Origin of the sequence: Enterocloster citroniae, assembly GCF_040545455.1 — a bacterium.
GTDB classification, from domain to species: domain Bacteria; phylum Bacillota; class Clostridia; order Lachnospirales; family Lachnospiraceae; genus Enterocloster; species Enterocloster citroniae.
In genome coordinates this window covers 12,444-25,432 of record NZ_JBEPLZ010000031.1, presented here as the reverse complement: position 1 = coordinate 25,432, position 12,989 = coordinate 12,444, and the positions used below count along the sequence as shown (strand labels likewise).

Here is a 12,989-nt window from a genome sequence, read left to right as displayed (position 1 = left end):
TGTATGAAAATTACAAAGTATAATTTGAATGAAGTGTTATTTGAGAATCAGGACGCCCGGCTGTTGATCGAAGACGTTGTGACCCATACCGGTGCAAGCCTTTACTATTATCATGACACAGAGATCACGGTCCGTAAAGCCCTGGATATCTGGTATAAAGCCATGGACGCAGAGGATGAGGAGGACAGGCCGGTTTCGCTTCTGGATTTCTCCAACAGGGGCCATGTGGAGCCATTGTTTGCCTAATATCTGCAAAGTGCATAAAATAAATTTTCATATCCCATAAAGTTTGTGCACACTTTTTTTGCGGTATATGCTATTATAATAGACGTAATCCCCCCAATACATTATATAGTTTTTGCTACACCCCATAAGAAACGAAATACCTTCTCCTAAAATGACCAGTTCCCCGACTGGTCATTTTATTTTTTATCATGAATACAGGAATCTTTCGGCATGGTGAGGAATATAATATTAGGCTGGCAATTATATTTGCCTGAAAAACGTGCTGAAAGAGGGGGAAATATGACACAGCTGGAGCTTGTAGCAGAGATTGGTAGTGAGGCGATCCGGATTGCGTGGATGTATCTGGAGGGACAGCTCACTTTGAGAGAACTGGAAAATATACTGGGAGAAAAAAGGGCAGGACTGATCCATAGATATGTGAATGAATACATGAAAGAATGTGTAATTTAGGGATTCATATGCTATAATGGAACGGAAAAACAAGACGGAAAAGAGAAGGCTGTCTGAAGACAGGAAGGGGCATTATGGAAGACATAAAGGGAATTGTGCTCATAGTGGCTATAGTGGGGGCGCTGCTGTACGCCGGCATCTGGGACAGGCATCACAGGAAATAAGAAATATAAACAAGGATGTTCCAGGTGAGGATCAGGAATACGTTTACGATCAGGCACATGGAAACGGAGGGCCGTTTGGCCCAATGCCTGTATGCAAAGGGAAGTACCGCCATCAGCCAGACAGCAGACATAACCCCCAGGAACAAACAGAGGGCAAGTGTGTTCCGTATCTTGATATGTAAGAAAAAACCGGCAATATAATAAACAAGGTTGATCAGTGCTGCAAGCAGAGAAAGAGCTGCCAAAACTGCGCCGTAAATATAGCCGCGCAGCACCGAATAAACAATGCCGCACAATAATATAAATGGAATGATAAACCATATTACATGTAGTTCCATTATTGCCCTCCCGCCGAATGTATGTTCTAATTCTAACACAGTTCTACAAAAAATTCACCTGTTTTTTCAATGAAATCCAAATCATTGGACATGATCCCCTGCCATGTTCTTTAATTCCCTGTAAATGGAAAATCGTGTAAACAATTGAAAATACAGTGGTGTTATTGCCGTAATTTTGCTATAATGGAGAAAGCGGATAGGAACTGATTGGGAGGACGCTTATGAGAGTAGAAGCCTTAAAATACCGAAGTGAACAGAATCTGGATATTATCATATTTGTGGATTTTAACGTGATGAGTGAGGAACATACAAAGCGGTGGACCATAGCGGAGATTGCTTACAAAAAGCTGCTTGTGAACAAATACAACTTTTTAAGCGATACATACAGGGATGAGGATGATTATTTCCAGATGGGGCCCGAGGAGCGGACCGCCTATGTGCTGAATAAGCAGATTGAGTTTGTGGGGGAGGAAAAGTTAAGGGAGGCATTAATGGCTGCCTGGAACATGATTAAACCGGATCCGGACCAGGTTCTTGGCATAAGATAGAAGTCTCTATATCATTCAAAGGCCCCCTTGTCCACTGAGGGTAAATATGGATCATGAAGTAGCTTGATTGAGGGAATCCCCAGGCGCGGCCGAGGGATCCCTTTTTATTTCGTTTTATTCCGTTGTTAGTCCTTTTTCTTCTCTTTTTCTTCCCCTTGTTTTGTACCCATCATTCCCCTGTGCCCCTTGGCTGTGATTAGATGTCTGCTTTTTGGGATAAAATATAAAGAAAAGCAGATTATGGAAATAAGCAGTTATGAGAATAGGAGCAATGATGAAGAAACTAATACAAACCGGTATAACAGCACTGCTTTTATCACTGGCCTTCCCGGCAGTGGTATATGCGGACGGGGATGGCGCCGCCGCGGCAACCCTTTGTGCCCAGGCAGATGCGGTCATAAATGATCTTATATCCACAGCGGATGTGATGAAAAGAGGGACATTTGGGGGGAGCCAGGAGGGCAGGGCGGTCTTTGAAAAACTGGATGCAAACTCAATGGCACTCATGGAACTGGCCGTTGACAGCGCTCAGGCTGCGAATCCTGCGGGCCTGAGGTTTTCATCTTATACCCAGGAAGACCTATATATCCTGGCCCATGTGATCTGTGGGGAAGCACAGTCCTATCCGGATGACGAGCAGCTGTACGTGGGATCCGTGGTCCTCAACCGGGTGGGCCATCCGTCCTTTCCCAACACGATCCAGGATGTGGTGTTCCAGCGCGGGCAGTATGCATGTACCAGGGACGGAAATTACAACCGTGAGCCTACGCCTCAGAACTGGGCCAATGCGAAGTATCTGTTGGAAAATGGAAGCGTCCTTCCGGGCAATGTGGTATGGCAGTCAGGAGGGCGGCAGGGAAATGGCGTTTATATACGAACCAGATACCATTGCTATTGTTACTGAGTGATCATTCCCTGTCTGAAGATTTGAACAGAGAGGGGGGACAGCCTTGGGATTATGTGATATAATAGGTAAAAACAGGAAAACACTATGTGGCGAAGGGAGAGGAGACAGGATGTATAAAACAATTGTGGAGACGGTTTTGGGAGATATTACAAAGGTAAGCGGCATGGATGCAATTGTCAATGCCGCCAATTCCTCACTGTTAGGAGGAGGCGGTGTGGATGGCGCCATCCACCGCGGTGCAGGCAAGGAACTTTTGGCGGAATGCAGGCTGTTAGGCGGCTGTAAGACAGGGCAGGCCAAGATCACAAAGGGATATCAGCTGCCCTGCACGTACATCATACATACCGTGGGACCGGTGTGGAACGGAGGAACGCACAGCGAGGAGGAACTGTTGGCTTCCTGCTACAGGAATTCCCTTCAGCTGGCAGTGGAGCATCATGTGAGGCAGATCGCATTTCCATCCATCTCAACGGGCATCTATCATTTTCCCGTGGAGCTTGCGGCGGAGACTGCGGCCAATGAGATGGACAGGTTCCTGAAGGAACATGACGGGGAGCTGGACCGTATAGTATGGGTGTTGTTTGATGAGAGAACAAAGCTGATCTATGACATGGTGGTGCGAAAGGTGTTTGGGGTGCAAAATTAAATATTGCGGCGAAAACAGGCGGTTCCATACAAGGGGAACCGCCTGTTGAACTGTAGGTTATACAAAAACAGTATATTGTGATAAAATATTCATATCATGTTGGAAAATAAAAAAGACAAAGGGGAAATGAGATGCCGAAAAAGGAAACCGCAACAAAAGAAGACCTGATGGATGTACTGGACTTGCTGGACCGTTTGGAAATCCGTTACTGGTTAGACGGAGGATGGGGAGTAGACGCGCTTGTGGGAAAACAAACGCGGGAACACAGAGATATCGACATTGATTTTGACGCCCAATACACAGACCAATTGATCGATACCCTGGTATCCCATGGTTATTCGGTTACAACAGACTGGAGACCTGTGAGGATTGAACTGTATCATCCGGAAATGAGTTACATAGACATCCATCCATTTGTAATCTCTGGTGACGGTAAGGCAAAGCAGGCCGATATGCAGGGAGGATGGTATGAGTTTGAGCCGGATTATTTCAGTAAAACCATGTTGGAAGGGCGGGAGATCCCCTGTATTTCAGCTATGGGCCAAAGCGTCTTTCATACCGGGTATGAATTGAGGGAGGTTGACAGGCATGATATTAAAAACATCAACAGTCTGTTGGCGCAGAGCAATGAAGAACGGCAGAATGGATGAGACAAATCAACAAACAGAAGGTGATACGAAATGACAAAAGAATCCAAACGAAACTTAAGCCCCAAAGAATCAGAGCGGAAAGCGCAGTTTGACGTTGTCTGTAAAACCATGGAAAAAGAAGGGTATACGAAGACTGATCTCACAGTTGGCATTATACAGGCCAATATATTTGCGATCATATTAATGATGCCATTTGCCGGAATCGTAATCTTTCTGTATCGTATGAAGAATCCCAGCGGAGACTTTTACTTTGGGGCCGGTTTTATATGGCTGTTTGCCCTGTTCCTGTTCTTGATCGTGGTACATGAGGGAATCCATGGATTGACATGGAGCATGTTTGCAAAGAAACATTTCCACTCCATTGAATTTGGTGTGATCTGGCAGGCCCTGACTCCCTACTGCACCTGTTCGGAACCTCTGAGCAAATGGCAGTACATCATAGGTGCCGCCATGCCCACTTTGATTCTGGGATTTGCGCTGTCAGCGGCCGCGGTCTGTTTTGGAAACCCGGGGATGACGGCGCTGTCCGTGATGATGATCTTCAGCGGAGGAGGAGATGGTCTGATCATCCTGAAGCTGCTGCTGCACAGGACCAAAGGAAAGACAGTGGTCTATTATGATCACCCCTATGAATGCGGTGTGGTTGCATTTGAGCGGTAGCAGCTATTGACCGGTTAATTTGAATTCGGTTCCATCTGTCACAGGAGATTCACCTTTCATGACAGTGACAGGATCCGAACCTTTTTGGACAAAACATACCGTGTTCTTGTCCTTGATCTCAAAAATGTAAGTATACGCCCCATCGTCCGTAGCTGCGGTGACATAGCCGTTGTCAACAGAGATTGTTCCCGCGGTTAAGTAGGATGATGAGGGATTGAAACCAAAGGAAAAACGGTGTTCTGTCAGATCAAAGGTAATGGCTGGCTGGAAAAAATCCGTCTCATTACCGCTTGTAACATAGGTCCCGTCTGACAGGACGGGCGTTGGTTGAGTGCATCCGCAGAAGGTGAGGACAGCGGACATTACCAGAAGGAATATACAGCTAATGGTTTTTAGGTTCATCCGGCGCCTCCTTTTGGGTTGATCTGGCGGGCTGGTTCATGGGATCCGTGTTTTTTCTTCATGGTTGATACCTCTTAGTCCTCTTTTATTTTATATTTGGAAATAAGATGGGCGGTCAATAGGAACACTGGAACCAGTATGCTAAATTAGTTTAAGATATATTAATATTCGTCCATATATTTCTGTAATCCATCTGCAAATTTTCCAATATGAATACCATCAACAAATGAGTGATGTGCTTGAACCGATATTGGCATGAAGAATGTTCCGTTCTTTTTATAATATTTCCCCCAGTCAAACAGGGGCGTTGCGTTGTCCTTCTTTCCTGAATTCGTATGAGAAATATGAGTATATGTTATCCACGGCATAGGGGAGCATTGGAAAACATCATTTCCAAGAGACCCGGTAAAGTATTCTTTTTGTTCCCTTGCGGTTTTTGCTGCCAACTCCACGTATTCCTCAATCTTATTTTGCATAGGGATATTAACCACCTTAAACAACTGGGTATCTTGATTCAGATATGTAAAAGCGGTATCGATTTTATCATACAAAACAATAGTTCCATCCAAAAAGCGGTATCTAAATGCTTCTATTTCATTTGCACATTTACATACAGCATATACCATTGCAAATGTAAAGGAAAAATTTTGTCTCTTAATTTTTTGCAGGAAATTAGTAATATCTACTTCAAATGTCACGCAAAAGGCAGGTTCAATACTATTTCTAAAGATCATACAATGCATTGCTCTTTCCCAACATTTTTCATCCACTACTCTATAAATATTAGCCATCATGCCCCTCCTGAAGTTGGATTTGCTAAATTTGCGCTATTTGCCTAAAACATACTTGACCATACGCAATTGCCTTGTGCCTATTCCAATATAAGTTAAAGGTGGTTCCGTTTGTATGAACAGCTCATGCATTTAAGTAAAATATTATGTTATAGGCGGCGCACATTTCATTAAACGGATTATTGTATTGATGAGGAATATCATCACGAAAACGGATAGATTGCTTTTCTTTAACAACAATTTCCCTGCCGTTCAAAACAAGCTGCAGTTTTCCCTGTATAACAAAGAGATATTCTTCCACTCCATCTAAATGTTGTTGGGAACGATAATCACAGCCAGCAGCAAATTCTACATAAAATATTTCCATGTTCCGCGTTGGACAATAGGGGAAAATTGCATATGTCTTCATCAACTCACCATATTCCAAAATTGGCTTATGTGATTTAAAGTCAACAATCTGAAAATCGTTCTCCTGTTCCTGCAAGAAATAGGATAATGGAACTTTAAGCCCTTTCGATATTTTCCATAGAGTGTTTATAGTCGGAGAGGAAGCACCACGCTCAATTTGAGCTAAGGCAGGTTTACTTACATTGGTTAAGTTTGAAACCTCGTCTAAAGACAGCTCCTTGTTCTTACGAATTGATTTAAGCCGCTTGCCAACATTCAAATTGATATTTTCCATTCTTATACCTCTTGTTTGTATTGAATAGTATTGTTTTGTATATTATAACATACAAAAATTAAATTTTCAATTATAAACGTTCCAAAACGTTAAGAAAGATATTTATTATCTAGACAGTTTTATATTGATAGTTAATAGATCTTAGTGTATTCTGTAAATAGGAAATGGAATTCAGATAGGAGGGAATGAATATGACATCATCCAATATAAAGGCTATGATCCAGTGCGATAGTTACAAAGTATGGGAAACCGTATTAGCAGTTGAACATTATCATACATGGCGAAGCGATGTGAGCAAAACAGAATTGATAGATGAAAAACAGTTTATAGAATATTCCCCCAATGGCTATTCCACTACGTTTACAGTTACTGTGGTTGAACAGCACAAGCGCTGGGAGCTTGATGTAAGAAACAGCCATACAAAAGGACACTGGACCCTTGTATTTGCATCCAAAGGCAGTGAAACAGAGATTGACTTTACAGCGAGTGTAACAGCGGAAAAGCTTTCTATAAGGCCAATTGGTAAAAGTGTATTTGAACAAACGTATTTGAAAAAGGCGCAGACACAATTTATAACAGATTTAAAAAAATTTCTCGATTGACAGCTTCCGGTTTTGAATGATATATAAATAGGGAACTGCTAACTATCAGGCATGAAGTTAGTAGTTCTTTTATTTTGCATAATAAAGAAGAAAAATCCTGTGGAGCGAATAAGGCTCCCCAGGATGTAGTTATGGAATTAGGATCATTTAAGCTTTTGAATTTCTTTATAGGCTTCTATAAGACCATTTTTAATTGCTTTCTTAAGAATGAAGTATGCGAGAGCAAAGAATCCAATAATTAGGGCAACATACAAAATAAAGCTAAAGATCATAAAGAATATTGATGAATGCATAAGGTATCCTCCTAAAATTGTTTCATATATGTTATTAAAATTATATAATAAATTAGCGTAATGTCATAGTATGGAAATGATTAAAATTACCTTACGGAAAACGTGCAAAGGTTCGCACCGCGATGAGGTATCTTCCAGAGCATCAGGAGGTAATACATACCTGTTAGAATCAGAGGTTATATTTTGGATGAGGGGATATAAGAGGCTTATTCTGCAGTGGTGTTGTGGGCTGGGTTCTGGTATAATAGAGCTGAAGTTTTATCAGGATCAGTGGAAATGATGGTCGATACATCCCCGGTCAGTTTGGGAAGAGATTAAAACTAAAGGGAATTACATATGTAATCCCAGCAAGACGGAGAACATAAAAGTGATAGGAAATATTATGATCGACTGTCAGGATGAAAAAGAATTACAGAAATTCTACAGTGAATTATTGGGATGGGAAATGTGAGTTTTTGGGAAAAAGTTCAAAAGATAACTGCCCGTATTGCGCGTGGGAAACCATGAGGATTTTAGCTTTGCCTGTTTTGAAGCGTTAAGACTTTTTCATGATGGACGTCCCTTCTGAAAAGTGGTATGATAAATGGGAAAGAGGGGATGTATATGTGGGAAAAGTGGAAAAAGAATGTCACAATTTTCTGTGTCATGTTTAAGATTGGATGTTTTACCTTCGGCGGCGGATGGGGGATTGTGGCTCAGATGCAGGAAGAATTTGCAGACCGGCGTCATTGGGTGACGGAGCAGCAGATTCTTGACTTTATGTCCGTAGGCAGATCTCTTCCGGGACTGATGATCATGAATATTTCGGTAATGTTCGGCTATACGGTGGCGGGTCCGGTGGGAGCGCTTTCAGCTACCCTGGGACTTTCAACACCAGCTCTCCTGGTGTTTTCTATCGTCACTTACTTTTATACGGCTATGAAGCAGATTGGCGCGGTCAGCCATGTGCTGAATGGAGTCAGAGGCGCGGTCATTCCTGTGATCATAGGTGCGGCATGGAAATTAAAAGGACAGGCGCTTGTATCAAGGATTAGCTATGTCATCATGGCTGTGGCCTTTTTTTTGTGCACCTTTACAAGCCTTAGTAAGCCTATGATTGTAATTCTTGGCGCCGTGTTCGGGCTGGCGCTGGGCTTTGTCCGGGATCAGAAGCAGGCTGGCGGGAAAACCCAAGGCGGACTGACGGATGACCGTCAAGCAGCTCAAGACGGATTGGCGGATAACAAACGGGAAGGGGGCGGTCATTCATGATCTATCTTCTTTTGTTCTGGTCTTTTATGAAGGTGGGGTTCTGCAGCTTTGGCGGGATGACTATGATTCCGGTCATCAGCGATATCGTACTCCGGTACGGATGGATGACATCGGAAGAGGTACTGGATATTGTGGCGGTAGCGGAGATGACCCCAGGCTCACTGGGAATCAACAGCGCGTCCTTTGTGGGCTTTCGCACGGCCGGGTGGCTGGGGGCGTTCTGCGCAAATCTGGGAACCATGATGCCTTCGCTGACACTCTGCATGCTGGCCGCACATTTCATCACGAAATTCAAGGGTAATCGATATTTGGAATGGCTTTTTACCGGAATCCGCCCTGTCTGTATCGGCATGTTGGCCGCTGTTGTGGTTTCGCAGAGCAGAGGGACATTTTTGACTGGAGAGGGACCTTTGGGAATCGGCTGGAACCTGGTTGCGATTGCAGCAGTTGTAGGTTTCCTCATGAATAAACTTAAGCTGTCTATTCCAAAGACGATTTTGTTAGGAGCTCTATTGGGGCTTTTGTTCGGATGATGGGGCATTAATGCCTGGCGGTGAGGGCCACGGACTGTCAAATTTCAAATGCCCCATATTAGTGTTTCTTTTAAGGCAAATCTGGATATCTCCGATAATGAGGCTTTTGTCCTGTTGGCAGGAGGTCAGTAAACTGGATACTAATTATCAAGAGGTATGTCTTAAAGCCTGAAGAATCAATAACTGAGAATGCGCTGATGATCCTTAGAATGGGGTATAAAATTGGAAAATAAGAAAGACGAGGAGTGGAATTCTCCCCGTCTGTTTTTTTGAAATAATACCTTTTGTTTCACTGCATCCGGCAATATAATCCATGCCGATGTCATAATGTTGTGCAAGAATAATTAATGAATCGACAGATATACGTGTTTTTCTTACAGTTATAGTTGTTTCCTAAACTGATTGGGCGTTATTTGCATAACCTCTTTAAAAGATTTAATATAATAACTGGTACTGCAGAAACCAGTTTCTTCAGCAATTAAATCAAGAGGTTTTTCTGTATTTTTAAGAAGTTCCGTACTCATGTAAATGCGGTAGGTTTTAATGTAAGATGAGATGGTCTCATGTAAAATGCTCTTAAAGATGCGGCAGCATTCACTCTCGCTGAACATTACAACTGCCGAGATATTCTGAATCGTTATCTTTTCCGAATAATGATTTTGGATATATTGGATGATGCTATGTACTACAGAAGCATGGTTATTTGGATGGTGTTTTTCTGAACCATCACCTTTGTTGTTTTGAATCATCATGAGCCATAATTTAGTCAGTTCACTTTGAATACTATATTCAAAACCGAAAGTTTGTTCCTGTGCCAACTGATATATAGTAATTAGATGGACAAGCACTTTATTCTGCCACTCAATGTCGGGAGAAAGAGGAACCGCCTCGAAGTCTGGGGCTTTTTTATATGGGGTAACGTATTTTGTTTCAAAAACAGATCCCGGAAAAACAGAAAGTAGTTTTTCATTAAAATCATAGCAGATAAATGTACCGAATGGGGGATTTTTCGGTTTGATCATATGAAGGCATCCTTGATTAATAAAGATACCGCCTCCTTCAGATATGTCATATTGTTTGGAATTTACAAAGAAACTAACAGTTCCTTCTGTTACATAGCACAACTGCAGTTCCTTATGCCAATGCCAATTGACAAAGCCCATGACTTTTTCTCTAAGATCATCAAGGTAGATAACAAATGGAAATTCATAATTGCCATGGGGAGTGCATTCCATCATATTTTGACCGATTTGAATATCTGGATATTTGATTGTTGAAATCATTTACAAACCTCGTTTCTGGATAGTAATAAGATCACTCGATTAGCGAGCCGTTAATTTGTATAATAATCCTCAATAAATGGTCGGATCAAATGGTTGTGTTAATTATTTTTTTTGTACAAGAATCATGATTTTATTATTACACTTATTGTCTGATGAATAAATGCTCAAAATCATTACATTATCAAACAAAATTATTACACATTTTGCAGATGAAGTCAAATATAATTACATTATCAAGAAATGAAAAAACAGCAACAAAAGAAGTATATTAATGAAGGAGAAACTATGCAAAAGTGCAGTGATGAACTCAAACAAAATCTAGTACGGTGGCGACACTATTTACATCAGCATCCGGAAACTGCATTCCAGGAATTTGAAACTGGCAAGCTGATTATTGATAATCTTAAAAGTTGGGACTGGGTAGTTACGGAAGGTGTTGGAAAAACAGGAATTGTAGCAAGTCTTACTGCCGGGGACAGTAGTGCCTGCATTGGTATTCGGGCAGATATGGATGCTATAAACCTCCAGGAACAAGGAGAAATATCATACGCATCAGATGTATCAGGAAAGATGCATGGTTGTGGGCATGATGGGCATGTGGTAATGCTACTTGGAGCAGCAAAGATGCTTTCGGAAACCAGAAATTTTAATGGTACGGTGAGGTTGGTTTTTCAGCCATCCGAAGAGCCGGGAGGCGGTGCGAAAGCGATGATTGCAGATGGACTGTTTGAACGTTTTCCAATGGATGAGATATATGGGCTGCACAATGCACCGTTTCTGCGGGCCGGTAAAATCCGCACACGAGTCGGCGGTATCATGGCCAGTGAAGATAAGTTTAAAATCCGGATTACCGGCAAAGGAGGGCATGCAAGCAGTCCGCATGAAGGCATTGATCCCTTCGTATGTTTTGCAGAAATTTATTTAGCCCTACAAACCATTGTTTCAAGAACTGCAAATCCATTGCATCCGTTGGTGATATCCTGCACGGAAATTAAATCTGATGGAGCGCCCAATGCGATCCCTACCAACATAGTTGTCAAAGGTGATGTAAGAAGTTACTCAGAGGCGAATCAAAGGTTAGTTGAAGATCGTATGCGAAGTATTGTAGAGAGTGTCTGTCGGATGAATAATGCAGTCGGAGAAGTGAGTTATACTCGTGAATTTATTCCATTAATTAATTCTGAGGAGTGTGTGGTTCATGCTGGTAAAGCGGCACAGGCAGTGGCAGGTATTGATAATGTTGAACTAAATGGAGAACCATGGATGGCCTCTGAAGACTTTGCTGATTTTTTAAAGGTCGTGCCAGGATGCTTTGTCCTTTTAGGCAGCGGCCAAGAGGATTCGAATAATATCCCTCTTCACAGCCCGTTTTATGACTTTAATGATGACATCCTGACGATTGGAACTGAGTTCTGGACAGAGTTTGTGGCTCAGAGGTTGCGTTGATTGATAGTAATGTTAATATGAATCTGATATGGAAATCAGCCAGTTGTTTTTAATTTCCTGTTGAGCAACAGACAAACTTTTGGTTTTTATAGCAGCAATAATGCGGCAGTGATTTTCATAACTGGCCTGATGGCGGGCAACTTCCTTGAAAAAATGATTTTCATTCCGACAGGCTAAAAAAGTTAGTTGATCTGTAAATGTGATCAAATAAGGATTGCCGGTTATTTTGGCGAGATAATTGTGGAAGTCTCGGTCTGCTATATGTGCATCAGAGGAAGAACCGTGGTTGGCATTTTCCAGAAACCGCTCATTTAGTTCGGTTAAACAGGATAGATCCTTAGCTGTGATCTGGTTGATGCATAGTTTGAGGGAGATTGACTGCAGTTCACCAAGGAGTTCATAAACGTATTTCATATCCTGGAGATCGATTGGAGTAACATAGGTTCCACTTGATGGAATAATATGTACCAGATTTTGTTCCTTTAACATTTGCAAAGCTTCTCGTACCGGGGTACGGGAGACAGAAAAGTATTCGGCAAGTTCGGTATCATTTAAACGCTCATTTGGCCGAAACGTACCATCAATAATCCACTGCTGGAGTGTTTTGTAAACACGTTCTTTAGCAGTCTGGCGGTTGTACACTTCTTTTTTTGGGGGGATTGGCATAAATAGTTCAAACTCCTTTTATAGTACAATCTGCTTTAACAGATTGTATAGCTATTTTACTATTTGGAAAAGGAAAATACAATATTTAAACAAGAAATATTAGTAAAGGATTTGAGGTTAATGGCGTTGTTTACACGTCAGGGCAGATACCGGTGAATCCTGTTGATAAAACGGTGCCTGATGGAATTAAGGCTCAGGCAGAGCAGAGCTGTAAAAATGTAGCGGCGATCCTCGAAGCAGCAGGCAGTATTATGGGTGACTTCACTGTTTCTAATGAAGACTATGCCCCGCATTTTATATCGAATCCGAGAAGATGCTTGGTGGCTGTAAGGACATTGCCTCAAATATATTATGTGAGATTGAGGCAATAACAATTTTATAGATGGTTTTTATTTATCCAAATTGATATATTGGATATCGCTTGTATTAAT

18 protein-coding genes and 1 pseudogene are annotated in these 12,989 nt (G+C 42.0%); 12 read left to right on the top strand and 7 right to left on the bottom strand.

The annotated features are described in order from the left end of the window. Window positions 1-3: 3 nt before the first annotated feature. Together ABID13_RS25430 and ABID13_RS25425 are read left to right on the top strand one after the other, a co-directional pair. Window positions 4-246, top strand: coding sequence for a hypothetical protein (locus ABID13_RS25430; RefSeq protein ID WP_007857897.1), 243 nt, complete (start codon window positions 4-6; stop codon window positions 244-246). Window positions 247-525: 279 nt separating this feature from the next. Continuing rightward, the gene (locus tag ABID13_RS25425) at window positions 526-696 is read left to right on the top strand and encodes a hypothetical protein (RefSeq protein ID WP_007857895.1); all 171 of its coding nucleotides are present in this window, start codon (window positions 526-528) and stop codon (window positions 694-696) included. A gap of 151 nt (window positions 697-847) precedes the next feature. On the opposite strand, the gene ABID13_RS25420 is transcribed toward ABID13_RS25425, so the two are convergent. Continuing rightward, complete coding sequence (locus ABID13_RS25420) at window positions 848-1,198, bottom strand: hypothetical protein (RefSeq protein ID WP_007857890.1); 351 nt, start codon at window positions 1,196-1,198, stop codon at window positions 848-850. 221 nt (window positions 1,199-1,419) lie between these two features. Here ABID13_RS25420 and ABID13_RS25415 point away from each other — a divergent pair, with 221 nt between their 5' ends. The 5 genes from ABID13_RS25415 to ABID13_RS25395 all read left to right on the top strand — a co-directional run bounded on the left by ABID13_RS25415 (window position 1,420) and on the right by ABID13_RS25395 (window position 4,609). Then, the gene (locus ABID13_RS25415; RefSeq protein WP_007857883.1) at window positions 1,420-1,746 is read left to right on the top strand and encodes a hypothetical protein; all 327 of its coding nucleotides are present in this window, start codon (window positions 1,420-1,422) and stop codon (window positions 1,744-1,746) included. A 274-nt stretch (window positions 1,747-2,020) separates the two neighbouring features. Next, window positions 2,021-2,650, top strand: a complete 630-nt coding sequence (locus tag ABID13_RS25410; protein WP_007857881.1) for a cell wall hydrolase — start codon at window positions 2,021-2,023, stop codon at window positions 2,648-2,650. A gap of 112 nt (window positions 2,651-2,762) precedes the next feature. Continuing rightward, on the top strand, window positions 2,763-3,299 hold the full coding sequence (locus ABID13_RS25405) for an O-acetyl-ADP-ribose deacetylase (RefSeq protein ID WP_048930340.1): 537 nt from the start codon (window positions 2,763-2,765) through the stop codon (window positions 3,297-3,299). Window positions 3,300-3,430: 131 nt separating this feature from the next. Then, the gene (locus tag ABID13_RS25400; protein ID WP_007857878.1) at window positions 3,431-3,949 is read left to right on the top strand and encodes a nucleotidyltransferase domain-containing protein; all 519 of its coding nucleotides are present in this window, start codon (window positions 3,431-3,433) and stop codon (window positions 3,947-3,949) included. Between the two features lie 30 nt (window positions 3,950-3,979). Next, window positions 3,980-4,609, top strand: coding sequence for a DUF3267 domain-containing protein (locus ABID13_RS25395; RefSeq protein ID WP_048930341.1), 630 nt, complete (start codon window positions 3,980-3,982; stop codon window positions 4,607-4,609). A 3-nt stretch (window positions 4,610-4,612) separates the two neighbouring features. Here ABID13_RS25395 and ABID13_RS25390 read toward each other — a convergent pair whose 3' ends face one another. The 3 genes from ABID13_RS25390 to ABID13_RS25380 form a co-directional block, all read right to left on the bottom strand. Then, window positions 4,613-5,011: a hypothetical protein gene (locus ABID13_RS25390; protein ID WP_007857874.1), complete on the bottom strand. Its 399-nt coding sequence runs from the start codon at window positions 5,009-5,011 to the stop codon at window positions 4,613-4,615. A gap of 161 nt (window positions 5,012-5,172) precedes the next feature. After that, window positions 5,173-5,802 carry a CatA-like O-acetyltransferase gene (locus ABID13_RS25385; RefSeq protein ID WP_048930342.1) on the bottom strand — a complete coding sequence of 210 codons (630 nt, stop codon included), beginning with the start codon at window positions 5,800-5,802 and terminating at the stop codon, window positions 5,173-5,175. A 124-nt stretch (window positions 5,803-5,926) separates the two neighbouring features. After that, a complete protein-coding gene (locus ABID13_RS25380; protein WP_048930343.1) occupies window positions 5,927-6,484 on the bottom strand; it encodes a helix-turn-helix domain-containing protein in 558 nt (185 codons plus the stop codon). Window positions 6,485-6,675: 191 nt separating this feature from the next. Between ABID13_RS25380 and ABID13_RS25375 the strand changes: the two genes are divergently transcribed. Beyond that, window positions 6,676-7,086, top strand: coding sequence for an SRPBCC family protein (locus ABID13_RS25375; RefSeq protein WP_048930344.1), 411 nt, complete (start codon window positions 6,676-6,678; stop codon window positions 7,084-7,086). Window positions 7,087-7,229: 143 nt separating this feature from the next. On the opposite strand, the gene ABID13_RS25370 is transcribed toward ABID13_RS25375, so the two are convergent. Next, entirely contained in the window at window positions 7,230-7,379 is a 150-nt protein-coding gene (locus ABID13_RS25370; protein WP_007857864.1) for a DUF6019 family protein, read from the bottom strand. Window positions 7,380-7,982: 603 nt separating this feature from the next. Between ABID13_RS25370 and ABID13_RS25365 the strand changes: the two genes are divergently transcribed. Continuing rightward, on the top strand, window positions 7,983-8,630 hold the full coding sequence (locus tag ABID13_RS25365; protein ID WP_007857858.1) for a chromate transporter: 648 nt from the start codon (window positions 7,983-7,985) through the stop codon (window positions 8,628-8,630). Continuing rightward, window positions 8,627-9,163, top strand: coding sequence for a chromate transporter (locus ABID13_RS25360; RefSeq protein ID WP_007857856.1), 537 nt, complete (start codon window positions 8,627-8,629; stop codon window positions 9,161-9,163). Before ABID13_RS25365 ends, ABID13_RS25360 begins: the two co-directional genes overlap by 4 nt. Before the next feature lie 380 nt (window positions 9,164-9,543). Here the strand turns inward: ABID13_RS25360 and ABID13_RS25355 are convergent, their stop codons facing one another. After that, complete coding sequence (locus ABID13_RS25355; RefSeq protein ID WP_007857854.1) at window positions 9,544-10,446, bottom strand: AraC family transcriptional regulator; 903 nt, start codon at window positions 10,444-10,446, stop codon at window positions 9,544-9,546. A 240-nt stretch (window positions 10,447-10,686) separates the two neighbouring features. On the opposite strand from ABID13_RS25355, the gene ABID13_RS25350 reads away from it, so the two are divergent. Further along, window positions 10,687-11,892 (top strand): M20 aminoacylase family protein, encoded by a 1,206-nt coding sequence (locus ABID13_RS25350; protein WP_242849272.1) that lies wholly within the window; start codon window positions 10,687-10,689, stop codon window positions 11,890-11,892. Window positions 11,893-11,904: 12 nt separating this feature from the next. Here the strand turns inward: ABID13_RS25350 and ABID13_RS25345 are convergent, their stop codons facing one another. Then, window positions 11,905-12,558 (bottom strand): GntR family transcriptional regulator, encoded by a 654-nt coding sequence (locus tag ABID13_RS25345; RefSeq protein WP_007857850.1) that lies wholly within the window; start codon window positions 12,556-12,558, stop codon window positions 11,905-11,907. 98 nt (window positions 12,559-12,656) lie between these two features. Here ABID13_RS25345 and ABID13_RS25340 point away from each other — a divergent pair. Beyond that, window positions 12,657-12,940, top strand: a pseudogene (locus ABID13_RS25340) (Rid family hydrolase). The last annotated feature ends 49 nt before the right edge of the window (window positions 12,941-12,989 follow it).